The organism is Streptomonospora wellingtoniae (assembly GCF_031845375.1).
Classification (GTDB): Bacteria; Actinomycetota; Actinomycetes; order Streptosporangiales; family Streptosporangiaceae; genus Streptomonospora; species Streptomonospora wellingtoniae.
The window spans coordinates 1-26,495 of the sequence record NZ_JAVREK010000028.1; the positions used below are offsets into that span (position 1 = coordinate 1).

The 26,495-nt window shown below is 70.9% G+C and carries 3 protein-coding genes; 1 reads left to right on the forward strand and 2 read right to left on the reverse strand.

Features of this window, described 5'->3' with window-relative positions; all coding sequences use genetic code 11:
- Together RM446_RS21465 and RM446_RS21470 are read right to left on the reverse strand one after the other, a co-directional pair.
- Positions 1-187 (reverse strand): hypothetical protein (locus tag RM446_RS21465; protein ID WP_311547200.1); only part of this gene is annotated, 187 nt, incomplete at its 3' end.
- Between the two features lie 499 nt (positions 188-686).
- Entirely contained in the window at positions 687-1,445 is a 759-nt protein-coding gene (locus RM446_RS21470) for a hypothetical protein (RefSeq protein ID WP_311547202.1), read from the reverse strand.
- A 336-nt stretch (positions 1,446-1,781) separates the two neighbouring features.
- On the opposite strand from RM446_RS21470, the gene RM446_RS21475 reads away from it, so the two are divergent.
- Entirely contained in the window at positions 1,782-26,420 is a 24,639-nt protein-coding gene (locus RM446_RS21475) for an ADP-ribosyltransferase (RefSeq protein ID WP_311547203.1), read from the forward strand.
- Positions 26,421-26,495: the final 75 nt, after the last annotated feature.

The following is a 26,495-nucleotide window of genomic DNA, read 5'->3' on the forward strand; positions in this document are numbered from 1 at the left end:
GTCCAATCGGCACCGGACCCGCCACCAACACGACAGCAAACGGAACCCCCACCGGCAGCGGCCCCACCAACAGCACCGGCGGCACCAACACCAGCGGAAACAACAACCAGAGCAACACCCGAAACGCGGGCGGCACCTCAGGCCCCACTTCCGGCGCCGCCGGCGACGCACCCGTCGGCAGCACCACCCGGCACGCGACAGAGGCCACAGGAGGTGCCGGAGAGCCTCCATACGCTTCCGAGACGCCCCGGACCAGCGGCGGGGAAACCATCCGCGCCTCCAGCGAGCAAGTATCGCCGCCGCCACACGACGTCTCCGAGGAAGAGCCGCCGATCTCCGATCAGCCGGTCTTCGACGACTCCGACTCCGACCAGACCGCCTTCGTCCAATGGCGCGACCAGCCCGAGCACACAGCACCTGACCCGGGCGCGGACGACCAACCCCGCACCGCGGAATCCCGCCAGCCGACGACCGACGTCGCCGAAACGCTCGCACAGGCCGAAGAGACGGCCGAGCAGGCCGCAGCCCTTGCCCAACACCTGCGCGATGAAGCCGCGGGCGACGCAAACGAACTGCGCGTCATTCAGCGGGCCATCGACAGCGCCTGGGAAAGCGACACCGAAACGCTGAACCTCCGACGGGAGATACGCAACCTCAGAAACAATATCCACACCACCATCAGGGAACTACTCCAAAACCCTGATGCCATGGCGAACACGGCCGAATACCGCTATTACAACTACCTGCGGGAAAGATCGCTTGAGGAATCCCACAGGCTGAACAAGCAAGCCGGCCGCGTCGAAAACCAGACCGCAGCGGAATCGGGCCGGACTCAACCCAATGACGACAACCATCCGGTCAGTCTCCGAATCCAGGCGCAGGCGCACCAAGACGCAGCGAGCCACTACCTGGGCCTTTCGATCGAGCACTATCCCGGCGCCAATATCCGCATGCTCCTCGACCGCCTGGATCGGCTGCTCCCAGAAGAGCGGCAACTCCGACAGTCCGAGGGCAGCGCCCGCCGGACCGCTGTCCAGCAAGCCGCATCCCGGTTGCAACGCGCCCTCAACGATTTCCGGGCCGCGGCACAGCAGTCGCAAGAACGCGCGGCCGCGGCCCAGCGCGTCGCCGAGGACGCAGAAGACGAGGCAGCCGCCCTTCGCGACGAACTCGCCGCGACCGAAGCCGACCAGCCGAGCAACGCTCACGGTGCCCGCGGCGCACAGGACCGGCCAGCAGCCCTCCCAGCCAGCGCCGTCGAGTTCGATCCGGACACTCCGGCACACGCCGGCAATGCTGCGCGCTCGACCCGGGAACGCTACAGGAGACGGCAACTCAACGCCGAAAACGCGGAGAACCACGCCCAGCAATTGCAGGAGCGTGCCCGAGAACTGGAAGCCGAAGCCGCTGCTACACGCGCCCGCGTTGTACAAATCCATGATCATCCGGGAACGGTTGCGCACTCCGAAGGGGCCGAAACCGCCCTCCTTTCGGACGCGGATGTCGACCCCGCGCGCCAGACGACCACCGAAAACGACCCCTACGCCGGCACCGACTTCGCCGGATCAACCCTCTCCCGCCCCACCAACCCCGACACCACCGAAAACGACCCCTACGCCGGCACCGACTTCGCCGGATCAACCCTCTCCCGCCCCACCAACCCCGACACCACCGAAAACGACCCCGTTGCACCCCAAGATGGCGACGATCTCCTACACGCGACCCTCGCCCTCGGCAGACACATCGACAGTTCGGCCCCTTTCGCACTCACCCAGGCGAGGGTGGAGGCGACCGAACGCACACAGCAGGCTGTCCTGGCTCGCAACGAAGCCGACCTGGCGCAAGACATCGCGGAGGAGATCCGGCAAGCCGCCGATGCCCACGCGCCGGATCACGAGGACGACGATGCACCGGCCCCTGGCAGCGGCGGCGGACGCAACGGAGGCACATCCGAACCGGGCGGACGCGCACCCACCAGCAGTACCCGACAGCCCCAGAACCCCGGCGGCGCACAGGACAGCGCCCGGGACAGGCGATCCCCCACCGACGACCTCGGCGACCTGTACGACAGCGACGACAGTCCCACCTACGCCGAAAGCCCGTCCCGCAACGGCGACCCCACCGACCCCTGGGACGGCAACCCGCCGACCACACCCGACCTCAGCTCGCTCATCGCCCCCAAATCGAGCAAGGCCGGTCCCCGCACGCTCGACGAAATCATCGCCGACCTCACCGACCACCGCCCCACCCTCAACAACCTCTTCCCCCCCACAGGCGACCACGCACCAGCCAACCCCGACACCGACCAGACCGTCTACGTCCAATGGCGCGACCGCATCCGCAGAGTACGTGACCGGCTGCGTGGCGCCAGAGCGGCCAACAGCGAAAACCAAGAGGAAGCAAGCGCTCCCACACCCGCTCCCCCTGCCGGGGCTCCGCCACGCTATTCCGGCCCAGAGGCGCGGACCTCCACCTCCAGCCAGGCCGAGGGCGCCGCCTACGCCGCTGAGCCGGGGCTCGACGGCGCCGGCGACGAAGACCAGGCTCACCCCCCTGCCCACGACGCTGAACCGGGGCCCCCTGCCTACGTGGAACAGCCTGAATTCCCCGCCCCCAGCCACAGGCAGTACAACCCCGGTCAGGAGACCGTCGCCAACTACGGCACCGGCCTGGACGAAGACACCCTCATCGCCGCCAACGCCGACCAACTCGCCGATATCCCACCCCCGACCACCAACACCACCCCCGACCAGGACACCTTCCCCAACTACGGCACCGGCCTGGACGAAGACACCCTCATCGGCCAGGCCGCACCCAACCAGGCCCCCGAATCCGGCCCGCGTGAGGATCTGCCTTCCTACACCGCCTACAACCAGGGACAGGCACGCGCCAACCGGTTCCTCGACCCCCAGCACGCGCTGCCCCCGCGGTTCCAGGAATCCCTACCGACCTATACCGATACCGCCCGCCCGGGCTTCTCCAACGAGCCCTCGGTCTTCGGGCCCCTTTCCTTCTCCCCGGACAACGGCAACAACTTCGCCTCCTTGAACGCCGTCGCCGCCCTGGACTTCGGGGACGCCCAGCGCCAGGTCGGGCAACCGACCGGCTCCCGCCCCGGCGAGAGCGCCGACCAGCGATTCCGGCAGGCCCGCGAGCAGCACTCCAGCGGGGCCCGCACCTTCTCGGACCCCGCCGAGGCCACCGACTACGGCAACTCCGTCTGGAACGACGGCAGCAGCGACGTATCCGCGCCGCAACGCGATTCGCTGCGGACCTACGTGTACTCCCCCCAGCGGTTCAACGCACTCTTCCGCGACAACGGCCCGTGGACCGCCAACACCCGGGCGGTCGTCGACAACATCGACCAGGCCATGAACCGCAGCCCGGTTCCCGAAGACGTCGTCGTCACCACTCAGACACGCCCCGAAGGCCTTCGCGAGGCCATGGAGGGCGGCCTCGACTACCACCATGACGCCTACACCTGGGGCCTGCTCGGCGAACCGGAGAGCCGCGACCCGTCATTGGCCGTCGTTCACCTGCGGGTGTCGCAGGGTACGCCCGCCGCCTGGGTGCCGAGCGTGGCGGCGTCCACCAACGACGGCCTGTTGCTGCCGCACGGGCTCGACTACCGACTGAACGACGCCGTGTACGTCAACCGGCAATGGCACTTCTTCGCCGACGCGATCACGACCGAAACCCCTTCCGCCGACACCGCGGACGCCACCGGCTCCTCCCGCGGCCCCAGAAACGGCGACTCCTCCCACGGAGGCCGGGATGCCCCGGGCGGCAGCGGCTTCTCCCGCGAACGCGGCCCAGACGACCAGCACGACGCGGACGCTCCACCGTCCTACGACAGCATCTTCTCTCCCGACGGCGCACACACCCGCGGCAACAGTGCACCGGACCCGGCCGCGGGCCCGCCGCAGGACGACGACTCCGCGGACAGCGACGGCGGCCTCTACGACCAGGACGAGGGCCCAGCCCGGGACGAAGCCGCGCCGCGGGACAGCGACCCGGCCGACCCGTGGAGCGGCAACCCGCCGGTGCACCCCGACTTCAGCGCCCTGTCCGGCTTGGGCAAGGACGCCAAGACGCCCCACACCGTCCCCGACCTCGCCTACGGCTATACCTCCGACGACATCGAGCAATACGCCGCCGACTACGCGCAGCCGAGGGCCTTCCCCGCCTTCACCGGGGACCCCGAGAACCTGCCCGACACACCCGGCAACCGCCACCAGGCCCCGGCCGCCCGACCCGGCCGCGACAACGCGGCCCCGCGACCCGGGCACACCCTCCGCGCTCTCGACAACATCACCCGACTGGCCGCGCGTCAGTTCGACGTCTTCCGCCTCATGACCGAGGGGGCGGACGTGGCACGGATCGCCCAGAAGCTCGGCCTGCAGGAGCGGACGGTCCAGGCCCGCCTCGACCGGATCCGCGACACGTTGGGCGCGCACGATACCGACACGTTCGCACTCGCCCGCACCATCACCCGTGCCGACACCTTCGCCGCCCTCGAGGGACTGAGCGACCAGCGCCGGGCACGGGCCATCGACCACATCGCCGACCTGAACGGGGGACAGCGCGACCTCCTGGCACGCCTGGGTACCGACTACACCATCGACCAGATCGCCGACCAGTTCGGCCTTCCCTCTGAAACCACCGCCGCACACGTCCTCGATCTCGTCCGCACCCTGGAGGTGGGGACACCCACCAACGCGGCCGACATCGCCCGCGAAGCCGGACTGGCCTATGGCCCTGTCGCCGGCCAACCCGCCGCCCAAGCCTCAGCCCTCACCAACGAGGACGGATCAGCCGCACCTCCGAACGGACCCGGCTTCCGCGACCACGGCCTCGCCGCGGACTACGACGACGAAGACCCCTTCGCCGCCCTGCCGGACATCCCCGATGACGAAGCCTTCAACTTCGACTTCATGGCGGACACAGGCGACTCGCCCCTACACCACCCGGCAGAACAGCACACCACCGGCGATCCCGAAGTCCTGCCGGACGCACCACACCAGCAGAGCAGCGAACCCGCCGCACAACCCGACCGCGACGGTGGCGGACCGCGCCCCGAGCAGGTCGCCCCGGCACGCAGCCACCTCAGCCAAGCCGCTCGCGAGGACTTCGGCCCTCAGATCATCGAGCTTCTCGCGGATGGTCTGAGGTACAACCAGGTCCACACCCGCCTCGGCATCACCCGCGGCCAGGCGAGAACCGCAGCCGGACACCGTGCGCGGGCCATGGGCCTGCGTATCCCCAGTGAGGCAGTCGCCGCTGTCCGTGTGGGGCGGCTGTCGCCCGAGCAGAGGGCGCAAGCGCTCACCCGCTTCAGGGAGACTCCCCTGGACGACATCGGACGCAGCGCCCTCGCTCTCCATGCAGGCGGTCTGAACTTCCGCGAGATCAGCGCCACCCTCCAGGTATCTGTCGGCTACGCGACTTATCACGCCCGGCAACTGGCAAACGCGATGGGTGTGAACACCACCGATGAGGCGGCCTACATGGTCCGCCAAGGCGGGATGGGCGAGTCGGGCCCCAACCTCGAAGGGCGAGTTGCCGAGCAGGCGGTGCGGCCCGCGGCTGAAGCCCTGCCACCCGAACAGATGGTCCCCGCGCTGCAACGCGTCCGCGAACTCGGCGACGACCAGTACCAGGTCCTGCGCAACCTGGAGCCCGGGCTCGACGACAACCAGGTTGCCCAACGAACCGGCATACACACCAGCACGGTCTCCACCCACATCAATGAGATCGTGCGCATCCTCGGCTTGCACAGTCCCAGCCAGGCCCCCGCCGTCGCCTACCGGGTCCGACACGCGGAGAACCCCGCCCCGAACATGCCCCGCGATCTCATCGAGCAGGCGGTCGACAGGATCAACGGGTTGAACGATTCCCAGTACGAGGTCCTCGGCTATCTGAGGGAGGGGCTGCGGTCCAGGCGCGAGCTCGTGTTGAGGCGCGGGGGCAACATGTCAACCGTCGGCGGTCTCAGCAGGGACGTCGTCCGTAAACTGGGAGTGGCCAGCCGCGAACAGGCCGCAGCGGTCGCGCGCGCTGCGGAAATCGTCAGTGGTCCGGTCCCTACGATCCGCGACGTCCCTGTCATCACGATCAGCGACGACGACGGCGAGAGTGACGGCGAAAGCGACTCCGGCTCCGAGCCCGGCAACGACGACCACGGCCACCACCGCGGTGGAGGATTCGACTCCGACGACGACGGACCGGCTCCCGGGACCGGCGGCGGACGCAGCGGAGGCGGGCGCGGCGGGGACGCGTCCTCAGCGGGGCGCGGACCCTCCGGCAGCACCCGGCAACGGGGAGCGCCCGGCACATCGCAGGAAAGCGCACAGGACGGCCGGACCGACACCGACAGCCTCTACGACGGCGAAAGCCCCCTCCAGGACGGGCAGGGGTCGCGGGACACCTCGTTCGACGGCTCCCCCGCGACGCCGACGTTCGGGCCGCACCCGGTTGCGGAGAAGGCACCGGCACCGCTGCCCGGGCTCGGCGAACTCGCCGCCCAGGCCGCCGCCCTCCAGGCGGCTGCTGCCGCTGTGCAGACTGCCGCAGCGGTGCAGACCGCGGCGGCGGCCGCTTTCGCACTGATCCGGCAGATCGCCGACCTCAACCGCATCGCCGAGCAGTCCGCCGCCCCCTACGAATCGATCGACAAGACCTACCCCGCCGCACCGTCCGCCGCGGTTCCGACCGCGCCGGCCGCCGAGATCACCACCGCCGACGCGCCCGCCTACCAGCCACCCGTCCAGCGCGGTCACGACCCCCTCTACGACGACCCCAACGGCCTGGACGACTCCGGCGACGATGTCCGCGACGGCGGCACCGGCCAGGACGAGTCCCGCGCGACCGCGGACACCCCGCAGCCCGACAACGCGCCCGACCCCGCCTCCGGCCCGGTATCGACCGGCGCACCCCCGGGCGTCGTCTCCGACCCGATCAGCGGCCCCGGAGACGTTGGCGCCCACAGCCCAACCCCGGTCGTCAGCAGCACCACCGGCGCGAGCAGCACACGCGAGCAGGCAGCGGGCCCCGACACCGTTTCCGCATCCACCAGCGCACCCGGCGTCAGCGGCCGGAGCACGAGCGCAAGCACCCCGACCCGCACGCCGCTGCCTGCTCCTCCCCCGCGGCCGACGACGGAGGCTCCCGCAGTGACCGCCGGTCGGCGGCCGACCCAGATTGAGGCCGACGCGTCCCGGGAGCACGCCGACAACCTGGACGGCTACGCCGACGCGCTGAACAACCGGGCGAACCAGGCGTCCGACGGCGCTCGCCCGCTGACCCGGCGCGCCGAGGACCTGCGCACCCGCGCCGACACCGCGCAGGAGAACGTCGACAGCGCCCGGACGCAGGCCGAAGCCGGATTCCAGCAGGCCGACGAGCTGAGCCAGACCGCCGACGAGGCGCGGGCGCAAGGCGACGAGCACCACCAGGCGGCCGAGGCAGCCGACGCCCTCGGCCAGGAGCAGGCCGATACGGCCCAGGAGTTCCGGGACCGGGCCTCCGGCCTGCGCTACGACGCCGACAGCCGCGAGAGTGACGCGGCCGACGCCTACTCCGCGGCCGACCGGCGCGAAGCCGACGCCGATCGCGCGGAGGAGCGCGCGGAGCAGGTCGAGACCGACCTCGCCGACCTGCGGTTGAGCGCGACCGGACCGCTGCGCAGCGAAGAACCGCTACCGGAAAGCGCGGACAACCACAGTGCCGAGCGCGCCGACGAGCGGATCACCAGGCTGGAGGGAACCGCCGCGGACCTGCGTGCCGAGTCGCGGCGGCTGCGCGGTGAAGCCGAGAACCAGCGCACCCAGGGCGACACCGCAGCCGCGGACGCCTACCGACTCCGTTCGGGGGCCGACAACGCCGACAGCGAGGCGCGCCAACTGGACGAGGCCGCCGAGGAAGCGTTCGCAACCGCACGCACCGAGCAGGAGGCCGCCGAGAACCGGTGGCGGCAGGCCGATCAGGCGCAGAACCGGGCCGACTCCGCCCGAAGCGAAGCCGAGCAGCACGACCGCGACGCGCGTTCCGGGCAGCCGACCGCCGAGTCCGCCGAGCGGAGTGCGCAGCAGGCCGAGCAGGCCGCGGCCCAGGCGCAGCAGCAGGCGCGCGACGCGCGGACCCAGGCCGACCGCGCCCGGCAGGAGGCCGACACGGCCCGGGATCAGGCCGACACGCACGAGCAGGACGCTCTGCCCCCGACCGCCGAACTCGGCCACGTGTTCCGGTCGAGCTGGTTCGGCACGCACCCGGTCGACCCCGCGGCGCTGAACCCGCACATCGACGCGATGCTCAACCACCCGCGCATGAACGGCCCCGCACGGGATGCCCTGCGCGAGGACGCCCGGCGCCAGGCTCAGCGCGACATGCGGCCGTTCTTCCAGCCCGAGGGCTACCGCACCCGCGTGCCCGACCCCGGCGGCCGGGGGGAGTGGCAGATGACGTTTCGTATCGACCCTGACGCCCTGTACCGGCACGTGCCTCCGGGTGCCGACGCCCGGGCGCAGCGGCCGTCACCGCACGACCTCACCGACTCGGCCGGCGCGCCGAGCCAGGCCGCCTCCCACGCGGGCGGCCGGGGCGGCGGAAAGTCGTTCGGGCTGGGCATCCTCGTCACCCCGTTCCTCATCGGCCCCACGGCGAGCGGTCTCCCCGATCCCCCGAACCTCGGCTGGCGCGGCACCTTCCGGTTCATGATGCGCTACCGCACCCGCTCGAACGCCTACAGAGCGAACAGTTCGGCTGGAAACGCGACCATCGTGGAGATGAAGGGCGCGCCCGAGCCGTACCAGGCGGACCTGCAGTCCAGCGCGACGATCACGCCGCCCGCGAACCGGCCCACCATCCAGACCAGCGGCACGGTCGATGTCACCCTCGGCATCCCCGGCGGCCCAGCCCTGCCGAACACGAACTCCCCCGATCGGATCAGCCTGCCCGACCCGTTCGACACCGGCAGCAACCGCGTTCCGGGTATCGGGGTCAAGGCCGCGGACCGCAGCCATCCGCTGGGGGTCGGCGAGATCCGATCCACGTCCCAGCCCGGTGTCCGCTTCGTGGACTGGGCGCGCTCCGTGCTGACCCGTCCGGAAACGACACCGATGAACCCGGACGACGCGCACGCGGCCCTGCAGCCGCGACCACCGGGCCCCAACAAGCTGCACAAGAAGTCCTTCGAGCGCAACTACCAGCGCAACCAGGCGGCGTTCGCGGGGCTGCAGGACGGCAGTACCGTGCAGGCGAACCTCGCCAACATGACCAACGAGTTCCACGACATGGACTTCGTGGATGTGGAAGGCGGCACCCGCACCATGCGGGTGGTGTCCTCGCCGACGTCGTACGAGAAGGTGCAGAACCCGGCGAAGGTCTTCGACTTCAGCACACTCGTCAACACGTCGTCCGGTACCTCGGAGACGGTGACGACGCAGTCCGCCTGGGCACTGGGCGCCGGCTTCGGTCTGGACGTCTCACCGGTGGGCGGCCCCTTCCGCATGGCCCCCTCGGTCATCGAGTACATGTTCCGCCGGGACCAGAGCCGCTACTCCGACACCTCCGGCGACAGCGGCACCCTGTCGCCGATGTTCTGGGGCGCCGAGGGCGTCAGCCTGTACCGGGTCGAACGCACGTTCCACGCCCGGTTCCACGGCGACTCCGAGACCCACACGTTCACCGGAACGACCCTGGAACTGCTCAACGACGAGGACGCCCGCCTGCTCGCGACGGCCGACCCGACCGCGCCCGACACCACGGCGACCGCCCCACCGCTCGCCGACGCCGGGAAAACCCCTCCCTTCCCCCACCTGCGGGGAGACCACCCGGCCAACCTCGGGTTCGCCATGCCGTCGGGCATCGGCTGGTCGGACGGCAAGCCCTACTTCGACCCCGGCACCGCGCCGCATGGCGACGGCGCGCCGCAGCCCACACCCGACGCCGGCTCCCTGTTCACCGACTGGTACGCGAGCAACCTGATCAGGGCGGTCGCCGAGAGGTTCCCGGGCATGGTCGTGCCCGACATCGGGCGGAGCGGCGAGGACTTCGCGCACCGTCCCGACAGCAACGGCCGGTGGGGGTCGTGGCGCGAGCACCGCCCGTTCCGCCGCGACTACGACTCCGCCGCCATCGAGAACGCCCGGCGGATCCGCGACGCGGTGCGTACGGCCTACCTGGGGGGCCACCTCTCGGAGTTCCAGCGCAACGGGGTGCCGGTGCACCTGCGCGAGACCGCCGGGTTCGAGGGGGGCGCGCTCAAGCGCTTCAGCAGTTGGCAGAACCTGCTGCGCCCCAACGTCGTCACCGTGCGACTGTTCGCGGACATCGGCCGGCTGCAGTACACCGGTGAGACCGACCGCAGCACCGGGGTCGCCATCACCGGCACCTCCCAGCGCGGCCACAGCACCGGGTCGGGCAACACCAACACCGTGAACCTGCGGATGGTGGGCACGCTCGCGTCACTCGGCGAGTCCGACGCCGCCGGGGCCCGCACGGGCTACGGATTCGTCCAGCACCTGCAGACCGGGGTCAGCCGCTCCTCCAACTCCGACCAGGGCGGGGGGATATCGGAGACCACCAGCGCGACCATGATGTTCGGCGGCAAGTCCGACGTGTGGACGAGCGACGCCGTCTTCCGCGCGACGATCGACGACACCGACCAGTACCGGGGGGCCGAGTTCCTGCGCAACCGCGGGGAGCAGCTCGGCGACCCGGTCCGGGCCAAGCTGGAACTGGCCACGCCCCAGGTGCCCGACCGGCCGGCGAATCTGCACTCGATCCAGGTACAGGACGTTCCGCTGGCGACCGGGCAGCGCGACGATCACGGCCACCGCCAACTCACCGAGTCCGAGGCCCGCGCGTTCTACGCCGACGTGCCGCAGACGTCCGGCGCGGACCCGGCCCCGAACCGCCCCGCCCCCAACGCGCGGGCCGACAGGCCCGGCCTGTTCATCACGGGTGTCAACACCGGGGCGAACACCCCGGACGAGCCCGGCCTCATCGACCACCAGCGCAACCTGTTCTCCGACCGGTTCACCGTCCACAACCGCTTCGGTTTTCACAACGACCTGCTGCGCAAGTGGGACTACTCCACCTCACAGGACGAGGCGGGACGCCAGTTCCCCGAGAACGCGGTGTCAGAGCCGAACTTGGCCGCCCACCTGTTCAACGGCTTCACCACCCGCAAGGAGTCCACCGGCGGGGTGCTGTCACCCAACGTCGTCCGCCCCACCGTCCGCACCCAGGGCGAGATCGCGTCGGTCAAGGTCATCCCGACCCAGGGCTCCGTCATCATCGAAGGCACCACGCAGCCCACCGCGAACACCGGAACGAGCGTGACCTGGACGGAGTCCTCGGGCGCCACGCACCTGCCGGCCGTCAACACCAACAGCGCCGACCACGATCCCAACTCCCAGCGCGGCGACGCGAGCAACCCCACGCTGTTCTCCGGCCCGGCGGTGTCGAAGTCGCAGATGCTCTCGTCGACGGGCGAGTCGACGAGCACCAACTACGGGGTGAAGAGCAGCTTCATCCACAAGGCGGACTCGTCGTACCTGATCGAGGGCTCCGGGCTGATCCGCCAGGCCGCCGAGTTCGCGCACCAGTGGGGCACCGTTGTCACCTTCTACAAGTCGCCGACCTACGCGGGCTGGGAGGTGTACTACGACGATCTCTTCGCCGGTTTCATGCACGGGTGGGACGCGCTGACCGGCGATCTGGTCCACGACAGGTGGGTGACGCCGAGCGGCAGGCCCGTGCTGACTACCCGGGAGGTCCCGAAGCCGGACACTCCGCTGCAGGTGCGGCCAGGGCTCGGCGACGCCGGGACCAGCCTGAAAACGGCCGACCCCGAGGCCGTGCTGGCCGACCTGGACACCCGGCTCCACGCCCGCAACCTGGAACTCACCCGGGGCAGCAGGAACAGGCTGCGCGACAGCCTGACCTCGCACTTGGGCAAGACCCCCAACTCCGACGTGCCGATCCCGGTTAAGGTCCGCTCGACCGACCCGTGGCGGATCAGGCGGTCCGCGGTGCCCGCGGTCGTGCACGTCAACCTCGACCGCACAGCACCGCCCGAGGGCCCCGACTACCTGGGCGGCGGCACCGAGTACCGCGAGCAGCGCACCTGGAACGTCACCCGCTCCGAGAGCGAGGCACGCGGCGGCGCGCGCAGCGGCGGATTCGGCGGATTCGGGCCGATGGTGCCCAACACCGCCACCAACCCCGACAGCGACAAGCACCGCGACGACCCGTCGTCCAAGGCCGTGATGTCCTACGGCGCCGTCCCGCACGACACGACCGTGTCGGCGTCGCACAGCGACGGCACCACCACGTCCCGGCCCGAAACCCGGACCGTGCAGATCGCTTTCACCACACCGTTCGCCCGTGTGGGCGCCGACAGCGACCTGACCCTGTCGCTGGACTTCGTCGACAGCCACGCCCAGCGCCTGTACAGCCAGGACGTCAGCACCCCGATCACCTCCCGCGCCGGCAGCGGCACGGAGCACCGGCTCTACCCCGCCCCCTACCTGGACAGCCCCAGCTCCGGGCCGGACACCACCCCGCCGCCGCTGGCCGGCCACGTCGACAGCTCGCAGGCGGAGTCCGCCGCGGCGGCACTGGCGGACTGGTCACCATCCACGGGCGAGGGCAGCACGCCGCGCGGCGCCTCCCGAGTACTGCCCGTATCCGTGAACGACTCCGGGGGTGTCCTCAGCCAGGCCTACGTCGTCGCCGCACGCGCCCGCGGCTGGACCCCGCCGAAGGGTTCGGTGCCCGAGCACGGCTACGTCAGCGACTCTGTCGTGGCCGACGCCGAGCAGTACCTCACCGACAAGCTGGGGCTGAACCCGCGCTCCAACGCCTTCCGCCAGGAACTCAACCGGATCGCGCTGAACACGCACTTCCTCAACGCCGACGAGCGCACCGGCTTCCAGTTCGATCCGATCGGCAAGACCGACTGGGGGCTCAAGGCGGCCCAGGACTTCTCCCGATCCCGGATCGTCGACGTCGCGCCGACCGGCACCGTGCACGACTCCCGCAACGAGGGCCTGTCGCAGAGCCGGACGCAGGGGCAGAGCACCAGCACCTCCAACACGCTCGGATTCGCCGGTGCCGGCACCGTCAGCGACCCCACCTCGACGCAGTACTACTCCGCGGACGGCAGCCGGGCGCTGACCACCAGCGGTTCCGACACCCGCACCCAGGCACCACCGCCGCCCGAGGAGATCCAGCACATCACCGACGGCCCGCTCTACCTGGTGGAGGTGCCCACCACATGGGCGGTCGCGGCGCACGGCCGCAACGGCACCTTCATCGGCGAGACGCGCAACCGGATGCTCGCCTGGGTGCCGCAGGTCGACGCCGAGGCGCTGGGTGTGCTGACCGGGGACGGCAGCAGGCGGATCGCTCCGGCGATCAGCCGGATGGCCGAATCGCAGCAGCGGCTCCACGAGGTGGAGAAGGAGTACCTGGACGCGCGGCGCGAAGTCTGGACCGCCGCGCTGGAAGCTGAGTCCCGTCACGCCGATCCCACCGACGACCCGGCCTACCAGCGGCTCGACAGCAAGGTCGAGAGGTTGGCCGCGCAGTACCGCCGGGCCGCGGACCAGTGGCTGGAGGACCGCACGACGGCGGTGGACGCGGCGCGCAACGCCCAGGAGCAGGCCCAGCGGCAGGGGAACCGGCACACGACGACGGCGCCGCCGCCCGGAAGCAGGGGCGGCGACCCGCCGAACGATCCCGGCGGTTCCGGCTCTGGAGCCGGAACCGGGTCGGGTATGGGCAACACCGACACCACCGGCGACCCGAGGGGCGGCCGCGGCGCCCCGGCGGGCTCCGGCGGCGGCACGCCTTCCGGCGGCCGCGGCCCGGCGAGCGGATCGACCGGCGGCCACACGCGCGCCGCGGCCGGGGCGGGCGAGTCGCGGCCCGGCGGCCGATTGGACGACTTCTTCAGAAACGCGCTCAACTCCGTCCCCGGACGCCGCGCTGACCAGCAGACCTCGGCCGACGACGAAAGCACGGCGTCGCCGGGCGACTCGGGCGATCCCGCCGACAGCCTCTACGACACCCCGGCCTCCACCCCGGAGCCGACCGCCCCGGCCACCCCCGACCCCGACGACCCCTGGGCCGGCAACCCGCCGACGCACCCCGACTTCAACACCCTGTCCGACCACGGCAAGGACACCAAAGCCACCCGCACCATCGACAACATCACCACCGGCCTCGACTACGGCTACACCCTGGCCGACATCGACCAGCACGCAGCCCAGTACGCCCAACCCCAGGCCTTCCCCGCCCACACCGGCGACCCGGAGAACCTCCCCGACGCGCCCGCCCCCCACTCCGGCGGGCAGGACGAGTCCTCGGCTGGCACCTCCGTCGCCGATCTCACCGGCCTGCACCGCAACATCGCCGCCCTCCTCGGTCAGGGCATGACCATCCGCGACATCGGCGCCCGACTCAGCACGCCGCTGTTTGCGGTGACGGCGCGCCTCAACAGCATCGCCCGCACGCTGGGCGCCGACGACATGCGCCAACTCGCCGACATGGCGCGCGCCACCGGCCTCACCCCCGACTTCACCGACACGCGCTCCACTCCGATTCCGGTCACCGACCTCACCGGCATGGACCGCACCATCGCCGCCCTGGTCAGCCAGGGACGAACCAGTCGGGATATCGCCGATCAGACCGGAACACGGCCGGTCACGATCGGGAGGCGCCTGACCGGGATCTACAGCGCGTTGGAGATCACCGGCCGCCGCCAGCTCGGGGAAAGCGCCTACGCCGCCAACATCACAGTAGAGCCCGCCTACCTCACCGACACCCCCGCAGCACCAGCCTCGGCCTCCGTCACCGACCTCACCGGCGTGGACCGCACCATCGCCGCCATGATCGGCCAGGGGCACGCCAACCGGGATATCGTCCGGCGGCTCGGCATGAACCCGAACACGATCGCCGCCCGCTTGCAGGCCATCTACTCTGATCTGCGGGTGGGTGGGGCCGCAGGTCAGCACCGATCCGAACTGGCACGGCTCGCCCAGGCCGCCGAACTCACCCCGGACCCCGCCCACGTCACGGAGAGCCCCTCGGGACCCGTTTCCGTCACCGACCTGACCGGCCTGGACCGCACCATCGCCGCCCTGGCCAGCCAGGGGATTTCACGGCCGGACATCGCCAGGATGACCGGCCGAAACGTGCGCTCTACGGACACCCGGCTTCGCTATCTCCTCGACATCCTCGACGTGCACAGCCAGGCCGAGTTGGAACAGCAGGCCCTCAACGCCGGTCTGACACCTGACCCCGCCCACCTCGCTGAGAGCCGTTCCGGGCCCGTTTCCGTCACCGACCTCACCGGCCTGGAACGCACCATCGCCGCCCTGGCCGGCCAGGGAAATTCGCGGCCGGAGATCGCCCGGCTGACCGGTCGGTCGCTCGGCAACGTCAGCCTCCGCCTGCGGGAGATCCACGCGAGCCTGGGCATCCAGAGCCAAGGCAGGAACGCGCATGCCGAACTCGTCCGACAGGCACGTGCGGCCGGACTCACCCCCGACCCCTCCTGGACCAGTCCGCAGCAGCCCGACGCACTCGACGAGCTCCTCGATCAGCTGGAAGCCGACGGCCACCTCGACGGCGAATTCCCCCTCGAATCTGCCGAGGACGCGCACCAGGAGGCCGAAAACCCGCCCTACGCAGGGGGCCAGCCGCATGGTGACCGCTACTTCCCGGCTGATTCCAGCGGTGGAGAGCACCGGGCTGAAGACGGCTTCCTGCCCGATGCTCCCGACAACCGAAGCGGTTCTCCGGTTTCCGACGCGGACAACCAGAACATCGCCCCCGCTCTCCACCTCCCCGACGTGTCAGGCAACAACCCCGCCCGCGAGGAGACCCACCACCGCCCCGCACCATCCGACGGCAGCCGCCCAGCTCGCCGACAGGCCACCCGCCCCACGGCTTCGCGGTCCACCGGCCGCAGAAGCGCCCGCAGAAACGCCCCGCGGAACCTGACCCCCGACCAGATCAATGACGCGATCGGCCGCATCAACGATCTGACAGACGGCCAGTACAACGTCCTCCAACTCCTGGGAGGCGGGCTGCGCGACCACGGCGAGATAGCTCGCGTACTCCACCTCACCCCCAGCGGCGTCGCAAACCGCATCAACGGCTCCCGAGGCCTGATGCGCGTCCTCGGGGTCGGACACATCGAGGAAGCCGCCGCCGTCGCCCGCGCCGCGGGAATCGCCTCCGCGCCCATACCGAACGACACCACCGACCACACCCGCCCCACACCCCGCGGCCCCGAAGACGAAGACGACGACGCCTCCGGCCCCGCACCACACGGCCCGCGCAACTCCCCCACCGCCCCCCAGGCCAGCAGCACCGCACGCGGCAGCAACCAAAACGGCCAAACCACCGGCGCAGCCAACCCCGGCTCAACCCCAGGCACCCGCAGACACGACCACACAGGCCCCGCCGACCACACCCAGAACCCGCCACCCGAAACCAACGACGACGCCCTCACCGACGACTTCTACACCAACACCCCGACCACCCCGGCCACCCCCGACCCCGACGACCCCTGGGCCGGCAACCCGCCGACGCACCCCGACTTCAACACCCTGTCCGACCACGGCAAGGACACCAAAGCCACCCGCACCATCGACAACATCACCACCGGCCTCGACTACGGCTACACCCTGGCCGACATCGACCAGCACGCAGCCCAGTACGCCCAACCCCAGGCCTTCCCCGCCCACACCGACGACCCGGAGAACCTCCCCGACGCGCCCGGCGTCCACTCCGGCGGGCAGTACGAGTCCTCGGCTCACATGTCCATCGCCGATCTCACCGGCCTGCACCGCAACATCGCCGCCCTCCTCGGTCAGGGCATGACCAGCGGCGACATCGGTGCACGACTCAACACCCCGGCGCTCGCGGTCACCGCGCGCCTCAACAGCATCGCCCGCGCCGTGGGGACCCCCGACTTCGCGGACCTCGCGGACCAGGCCGGCGCCGCCGGTCTGGCTCCCGACTTCACCGATACCCGGTCCACCCCCGTCCCCATCACCGATCTCACCGGCCTGGACCGCACCATCGCCGCCCTTGTCGCCGGCCCGAGGAACACCAGCTCCAATCGGGAGATCGCCCGGCGCACCGGAACACGACCGGCCACGATCGCGGTGCGCCTGACCGGGATCTACAGCGCTCTGGAGATCACCGGCCGCCGCCAGCTCATCGACCAGTCCAGCGCGGCCGGACTCACCCCGGACCCCGCCTACCTCGCCGACGCTCCAGCCGCCTCCGCCTCGGCCAACATCTCCGTCACCGACCTCACCGGCCTGGACCGCACCATCGCCGCCATGATCGGCCAGGGACGCAGCAACCGGGATATCGTCCGTCGAACCGGCGAAAACCCCAATACGATCTCCACCCGCCTCTACACGATCTACTTCGATCTCGGGGTGAATGGGCCCGCACGCGAACACCGGTCCGAGCTGGCACGGCTGGCCAACGCCAACCGAATCACTCCGGACCCCGCCCACCTGGCCGGTGATCCTCCCGAACCGGTCTCCGCGGCCGACCTCACCGGCCTGGACCGCACCGTCGCCGCCCTCGCGAGCGAAGAGGCGACCACCCGCGATATCGCCCGGATGACCGGGCAGAGCCTGCTCGGAGCGGCGGCCCGGCTGCGCAACGTCTACCTGCGCATGGACGTGCGCAGCCGGGCGGAGTTGGCGGAACAGGCCCTGAATGCCGGTCTCACCCCGGACCCCGCCCACCTTGTCCACACTCCCGCCGGCCCCGTAGCCACCACCGACCTCACCGGCCTGGACCGCACCATCGCCGCCCTGGTGGCTCAGGGCAGTCCACGGTCGGAGATCGTGCGGATCACGGGCCGGTCGCTCAATCAGGTCAAGATCCGCCTGCGGGAGATCAACGCGCGCCTGGGGATCGACAGCCAGGGCAGGAACGCGCATGCCGAACTCGTCCGACGGGCACGTGCGGCCGGACTCACCCCGGACCCCGCCTGGAACGGGCAGCAGGAGCCCGACGCCCTCGATGAAATCCTGGCGCAGTTGGAGGCTGACGGTCTCCTCGACGGCGAGTTCCAGTTCGACGTCCCCGAAGGCGGAGAGCAGGAGCCCGACCCTCTCCAGGAACTCCTGGGGCAGTGGGAGGACGACGGCGTCCTCGAGGGCGAGTTCCCGCTCGACCCCGCCGAAGACGCGCACCAGGAGGCCGACCCGCTCCAGCCGCACGAGCAACCCGCGGCCGATAACCCCTTCGGCGGCCAACTCGGTCCGCACGGCGACCAAGACGGCGAGGACGCTCTCAGCGGTGTGGAGAGCGACGACGAAGACGGCTACCTGCCTGACGCGCCCGACAACCGAAGCGATTCCCCCGTTTCCGACATGGAGGGTCGGGACATCGCACCCGCGCCTCCGGTGTGGATGGGGACCGGCAACGATCCCCAGCACCTGCCCGGCGAAGGCATGGCATCCGCCAACGTCGTCCGGGCCCGAGACGACACCTGGGCAGCAGCACAGTGGGCCGCCGGCGCACTGCCCGTCGTTCCACCGGCCGACGGCGCACAATCGCCGGGCAACGGCCCGAACACCCTGCCGATCGCCGCCAACCAGGCACATTCGATCTGGGAGTACACGGCAGGCGCCGCTGCGATGGTCGACAGCGGACTCGTGGACAACAACGTCGATCCCGACGACAGCGACGACTTCCAGTGGGCCGTCTCCGACATCGACTCCGTCCTGCGGCAGGCCGCCTTGCCAACCCCCGTCATCGCCCACACCGGCGCGGACCCCCTCCTCCTGCGCCAACTGGGCATCGACCCGGACAACCTCGACAGCATCGACGACGTCGTGGGCACCGTGCGGACCGCGGACCAGTACCTCTCGGCCACGTTCGGTCCCCGCGCCGACGACGACGCACCGGTCTATGTGATGCTGCGCGTCCCCCAGGAGTACCCGGCCGCCTACGTGCCGCCCGCCTCCCACGGCCAGGGCGGCGAAACGCTGCTGGTGGCCAGAAACACGCGGCTCTACGTCCACGCCGCCTATCAGCGCCCCGGCCAGCGGACCTCCGGCGGCGCGGTCGAGAACCTGCGCTTCATCGAAGCGGAGATCGTGCCCGCCTGGTGGGCCCCTCCCCCCGGTTGGCAGCCCGCGCCGGCGGGCGACGCCGACCACGGCTACCGGCCCACCCCGCAGGCTCAGGAACCGGCAGTCGAAGGGTTGTTCCCGCCCGGCGAGGCAGACCTGCCGACAGCGGACACGCCAATGGGCGGAACCGGACTCGACAGAGCCGCGAACGACGCCCAGTCGGCTCCGCCCGACCGCTCCACTCGGTCCGCGGGCCCGCGGCTCCACCTTCCCGACGTCTCACGCGCGAACCCGCCCGTCGAGGAAGCGGGCCGCGTTCCCGACGCGGCGGCAACGGCCGAGGCCAGCCGCGCGTCCAACCGGCCACGTGCCCCCAGGCGCACCGGACGCGTGAGCGCTGGCAGAAGGCACGCCCCGCCGAACCTGACACCTGAGCAGATCGGCGACGCGATCGCCCGCATCAACAACCTGAGCGACGGGCAGTACAGCATCCTCGGCCTGTTGGGAGCCGGGCTGCAGGACTACAACGCGATCGGCAACATGCTCCGCATCAGTCCCCGCACGGTGGAGAATCGCACCGTCGGAGCCACGGGGCTGGTGCACCGCCTGGGACTGCGCAACCGCGCAGAGGCGGCGATCGTCGCCCGCGCCGCAGGAATCGCCTCCGCGCCCATACCGAACGACACCACCGACCACACCCGCCCCACACCCCGCGGCCCCGAAGACGAAGACGACGACGCCTCCGGCCCCGCACCACACGGCCCGCGCAACTCCCCCACCGCCCCCCAGGGCAACAGCACCGCACGCGGCAGCAACCAAAACGGCCAAACCACCGGCGCAGCCAACCCCGGCTCAACCCCAGGCACCCGCAGACACGACCACACAGGCCCCGCCGACCACACCCAGAACCCGCCACCCGAAACCAACGACGACGCCCTCACCGACGACTTCTACACCAACACCCCGACCACCCCGGCCACCCCCGACCCCGACGACCCCTGGGCCGGCAACCCGCCGACGCACCCCGACTTCAACACCCTGTCCGACCACGGCAAGGACACCAAGGCGACCGGAACCGAAGGTGACGCGCCCTACCCCTATTCGTCCGAGGACATCGAACGCTACGCCGACGAGTACACACAGCCGCAGGCGTTCCCCGTCACCGTCGATTACGATGCGCTGCCCGACGCACCCGGCCACCCGGACCCGGCACACATGGCACAACACGCCGGAAGCGACCCAACCGCGGAGCAGACTCTGCGGGTGCTCGACCGCATCGCCACACTGAACGCACGCAGCTTCGATATCTTCCGTGCCCTGCGCAACGGGTTGGACGAGGACGCCACGGCCGACCAACTCGGCCTGGTGCCGCGGACCATCAGGATCCGAACCGTCCAGGTGGTCGAGGATCTGGGCGCGGTCGACCGGGACCAGTTGGCGGCGATTGCCCGCACCATCGACCGGGCCGAGATCGCCGCTGTACTCGAAGAGCTGACCGAGGGTCGCCGGGCGCAGGCTGTCGAGCACATCCACAACCACCTGAACGGCTTCCAGCGCGAGCTTCTGGCGCGCATGGGAGCCGGATACACCCTCGAACAGATCTCCGACCAACTCGGACTTCTGCCGGGCGCGGCCGCTGCGCAGGCGCTGCGTGCTGTCCGGACTCTGCAGGTGGGCACGCCGTCGAACGCCGCTGCCGTCGCGCGGGAAGCGGGACTCGTCCCGGGCTCCCTGGATGTCCAGGATGCCGAGGCGGCCCAGCCGAGCCCGATGCTCCTCGACGATGCCACGTTCGATGCGCTGCCCGACGTCCCCGATGCCCTGGATCTCGGCGCGGTCTGGGACACCACCGGGGGGATCCCGCAGCACGGAGCAGAGCAGCACACCGCCGACGGCACCGAGATCCTGCCCGGCGCACGCGGCGACCGGCTCCGCGATCCGGCTGCCTTCCCCGGCGGTCAGGACGGTTTGGCCGACGCGGATCCTTTCGACGCGCTTGCCGACATCCCGGACGAGGAAGCCTTCGACTTCGACGCCCTCTGGGACACACCCGGCGGTCCCCTCCGCCGGGAAGCGGAGCAGCAGATCGCCGGCGACCCCGACGACCTGCCCGACGCCCGCGGCCACCACAGCCACGAACCAGCCGGACACGCCAACCGCGACCGTGCACAACCGCCTCCTGAAGAGGCGGATCCTGCAATCGGAACCGGGAACGCACCGCGCGACCTCGGGCGCAGGATCGTTGAACTCCTCGCAGACGGTCTGACCTACCCGCAGGTCGGCGAGCGGCTCGGCACGTCCGGCGGTTCCGTCAGAAGCCACGCACGACGCTTTGCCAAGGCCGCGGGGGAGCGGGGCGTCGCTGAAGCGGTCGCCGCCGCCCGTGTGCACCGGCTGAGCGCCGAGCAGAAGGCCCAGGCGCTCGAGCGCTTCACCGCCATTCCCCCGCACGACCTCGGACGCCGGACCATCGGTCTGCTCGCCGGCGGTCTCGACTACGAGCAGATCGGCGGCTACCTCTCGCTTCCCCAGGACCGGGCGAAGGTCCGTGCCCAACGCACCGCCGCCGCTCTGGGATTGAACAAACCCACCGAGGCCGCCTTCGTCGTGCGCGAAGCCGGACTGGCCGAGAATCACCCGGATGCCGAACTGCGAGCGGCCGAGCAGAGGGAGCGGGCACTCGAACAGATCGACGGCCTCAACGAGAACCAGTACCGGATTTTCGTCCTCCTGGCATCCGGGCCCGACAACCAGCAGATCGCCGAACGGACCGGCCTGCCCTACAGCACGGTCGCGACACGTATCGCTTCGGTCGTACGGGGCCTCGGGGTACGGGACCGCACGCAGGCGGCCGCCATCGCCCGCGAGGCGGGCCTGGCCGGGGCGCATCACCTGGCGGACGAGCCGACCCCCGATCAGAGGATCCGGGAATTCGAGAGCGTCGGCGGGCTCAGTGGAGAACAGCACACGGTCCTGCTCAACCTGCGTCCCGGGCACGACGCCGACCGGATCGCCCAGCGGACCGGCTTGTCCGTTGACACCGTCACCACGCGCATCAGCGAGATCACGCGTCTGCTGGGGGGGCAGAACCGCACCGAGGTCGAGGCGATCGCCCACCGGGCGCGAAGGGCGCAGAACCCTGCCCACGACATGTCCCCCGATGATCTCTCGCGGGCGGTCGACAACATCAACAGCCTGAGCGACCACCAGTACCGCATTCTCGTTCTTCGCGGGCGCGGGCTGCAGGACAATGCCGCGATCGGCCTCCAACTCGGCCTCAGCGAGAAGACCGTCCGCCACTACACCTACTCGGCCAGAGGAATCACGGGCATTCTCGGGGTACGCAACACCTACGAGATCGCCGCCGTCGCCCGGGCAGCCGACCTGGCCCAGGCCCCTAAAGACCCGACCTCTGCAGACCAGGGCGCCACCGCAGGCGACGGCAGCAATGAAGACAGCGGTCAGGAGCGCACGGCCGACTCCTCGGACGACGACCACGGCCGCCACCGCACAGGCCCCCGCTTCGACGACGATGACCCGTCCTCCGGAACGGGCGGAAACACCTCGCCCTCCAGCGGCCCTCTCGCACCCGGCGGTGGTGGCACCCGCGGCGACCCCACCGGCAACTCCTCCGGCACGGGGCAACGCGGCCCCACCGGCGGCACCCGACGCCCCCAGGGCCCCGACACTGCCGACGACCCGCCGCACGACACCGACGACCTCGACCGCGGCTTCTCCAGCGACAACACCACCCGTGCGGACCGCGACGATCGCAACACCGCCCCGCCCTTCACCGCGCACCCGGGCCCCGAACCGCTCCCGCCGCACACCCGGATGCCCGCCTTCGCCGACGCGCTGACCGCCGTACTGACCACCCCCGCCTTCCTCCTCACGAGCCTGCTCGCCGACATCAACCGCATCGCGGAGCTGGCCGACGCCCCCCACGAACCCCTCGACAAGACCCTCCCCGCAGCACCCCCCGCACCCCTGCCGACCGCACCCGCCACCGAGATCACCACCACCGACACGCCCCCGCCCGCCTACCAGCCCCCAAAAATCCGCGGCTACGACCCGCTCTACGACGACGAACCCGACGCCCCGGCGGGGCCGCGCGACGACACCCTCGACCCCCCTGACCAGCAGCAGGCCACCACCGACACACCGCTGCCCGATGGCGCGCCCGAACACCACGCCGGCCCCGCCGATGCCGACTGGACGGTTCCCGGCATCGTCTCCGCCGCGCCGTTGGGACAGCGCACCGGTCGATCCACTGGCACCGGCGGCACGTCCGACAGCCCCGTCAGTCACCGGACAATCCCCGCCGAGCCCAGGGATCTCGCGACCCGCTTCACCACCGCGCTGAATCCGGCGAGCGGCGCGTCCAACGACCGTTCCGGCGTTCCTCCCGACGACAGCCGAACCGACGCCCCGATCGACTCCGGAAACGATTCGAGCTCCCCGTCGGGCTGGACGCCGAACCCGACCCGCACGGCCAATTCCGGCTATCAGCCGCCGCGGCCCCAGACCGCTTCCGGCGCCGCACCGGCTGACCGGAGCACCTCGGACGGACCGCAGAACGCCCCGACCAGCCCGGCCGGCCCGGCCGGACGGCCCGTCGCCCATGAGGAGAGCGACGACAGCGGCAGCGAGAGCGGCTACGAACGCGGGGTCGAGGACGACGGCGACGCGCCCGGCGGCGGCGCAGCGCGCGGGCCGCGCCAGCCGGAAACCGGCGGCGACACGCCTGCCGCTGACGAACGGCAGGACGCCCCCTCCGATTCCGAGGACGAGAGTGGCGACGAAAGCGGCGGCGAGGAACTCACCGTGCGCGGGCCGGTGCTGCGCGGCGCCGACGACATCCGCAACCTCGTTCCGTCCGTTCCGGCGTGGCGGCACCACCCCGACGACCCGCAGGCCGCCGGTGCGGGCATGGGCAACGCCGTGCGTTTCCTCGACGACGACGCCGCCGCCAGCTGGGCCGACCACTACCTGGCCATCACCCCCGGGTACATGGGAGAGCGTCCGGCGGGCGTGAGCGAGTACGCCACCCAGGTCTACGCCCCGGAGGCGCAGGCGCTCACCGAGTACACCGGGGTGGCGTTCCAGCTCCTCTTCGACGGGCTGCGCGAGGGCACGGTCGGCACGATGGACCGCCACAACTTCCTGAACCTGGTGCGGCTCATCGACGCCGCGGTGGGCCGCGCAGCCCCGCCCGCCCCCTTCGTCGTGCACCTGGGCCTGGAAGAGGACCTCATCGACGATCTGGGGATCGACGTCGACCGGCGGTCGACCATCACCGACTTGGTCGGCACTGTGGGCACCAGCGCCCGCCCGCTCTCGACCTCGTTCGGATCGCGTGCGGTCTACAAGGCGCCGGTCTACATGATGCTGCGCGTACCGCAGGGCTACTCGGCGCTGAACATCTCGCGCCTGGCCCGCTCCCCCCAGGAGCGCGAGGTCCTGATCCGGCGGAGGCCCCGGTTCGTTTTCCACGCCGCCTACCAGCGGCCCGGCCGCCAGGCCGCGAACATGCCGGTCGAGAACCTGTGGTTCCTCGAAGCCGAGCTCGTGCCCGACGGCTGGGAGCCCAGCGACGACTGGACCCCGAACCCGTCGGGGGACGCGGACGCGGGCTACGGGGCTCCGCCTGGGCCTGCGACCGTCGGCACAGACCACGCGCCCGCGCCCGACGAGCGGGACGACGACAGCGCAAGCGACGGCGAAGACGGCTCCTCCACTGAGAGCGAAAGCGCGGAGAACGGTCATGCACGGGATCGCCACGGAGGTACGTCGCCCGCGGACTTCCGCGGAAGCTCGCGCGCGCCGGAAACCGACACGACGACACGGCAGGCTCCGGCCTCCGGAATCTCCTCCGATGCCGCGGCAGGACCCGAGGGCGGCCAGGACGGCTCGCCCGCGCCGCAGCAGTCTGCCGACGAGGCCGGGGAATGGGACTCGGACGAACTTCTGGAGTCGGACGAGTCGCTCGATTCACCGGCCTCCAGCCGACCGCAGACCCCGCCGACTCCTGCGTTCCTACCGCACGGCACCGGTGGACTGGGCGGGCGCCACTGGCTGGACGCGCAGTTCCCCGCCTCCCTGCTCGGTCCGGCGCCCGGTCTGGCCAGGGATGCGCAGAACAACGCGGCCGGGACGGGTAAGAAAACCTGGAACCCGACGAAGAACGCCGAGAGCAGTACAGACCCGATGGGCGACTTCCTCCGGGATCTGAGCCTCCACCACTTCGGACATCCCGACGACATCGTCCGCTTCGACACCGACTTCACGGTGCTCCCCCTGTTCAGCAGGCGGCGCCATCGACGAGGCGAACGGGGCCACCAGACGAGTCCCCAGACCACGACCCGATCGGGTGGGGATCCCTCTTCCTACGGATACGCCGCGGCGGCACCCGGATATTACGGCGACAACGATCCCGACCCCATGAACACCTACGCCCCACCCCAAAGCCACACACCGGCACACCCCAGCAACAACCCCGACCCCGCCACCTACCCCAGCGCCATCCCCGGCTACTACGGCGACAACGACCCCGACCCCATGAACACCTACGACGCCGTATATCAGCGGTCGCCTGACCAGCGGCTCCACGCCCACCCGGGCTACGGCGGCTACCCGGCTCGCGAAGCCGATTACGGTATGGACGACGCGAGCGATGACGTCTATCTGAGCCCGGAGGACCAGGCCGCCGCCGAGCGAATGCGCCAGATCGAAGAGAGCCTCTTCGCCGGCGCGCTCCAGTTCTCCGACGAGGACGCGGCCGTGGAGTACGGAAACAATCAGTGGAACCTGTACACAGCGCGGTTCCCCGAACAGATTCGCGACGCCCTCAGCCGGTACTCGGCGTTCGACTTCCAGCGGATCAACGGCCTGCTCCGCCGCGGCGGCCACGGGGATCAGGCGACGTTGGACCAGATTGCCAATATCGACCAGGCGATGCAGTACCGCCCTGCTCCTGTGGACATCGTGGTCACGCGAGGTACCGGGCTCCAGCACATCGGAGTCCACCCGTCGCAGATGAGCCTGCATCCGCAGGGCTTTGCGAACGCCGCATTCATGTCCACATCACTGGGACCGGCGGCGGGAGCCTACGACGACCTTCCCGGTGTCCTGCACCTGCGCGTTCCAGCGGGCACGCCCGCAGTCTGGATGGACCCCTTCACGTCCGGAGTGAACGAGCGGGAGCTTCTGCTGGCCCGCGGCTTCCGCTACCGCGTTCACCACGCCGTCCGCTATCTGGAGAGGTGGCACCTCTACGCGGAGATCGTCCGGCCGTGAACGCTGTGAGGCCGCCCCGGCCCCAGGGAGGCCCCAGCACGGTCCGGACCGGCCACCGGCGATGGCCGGTCCGCG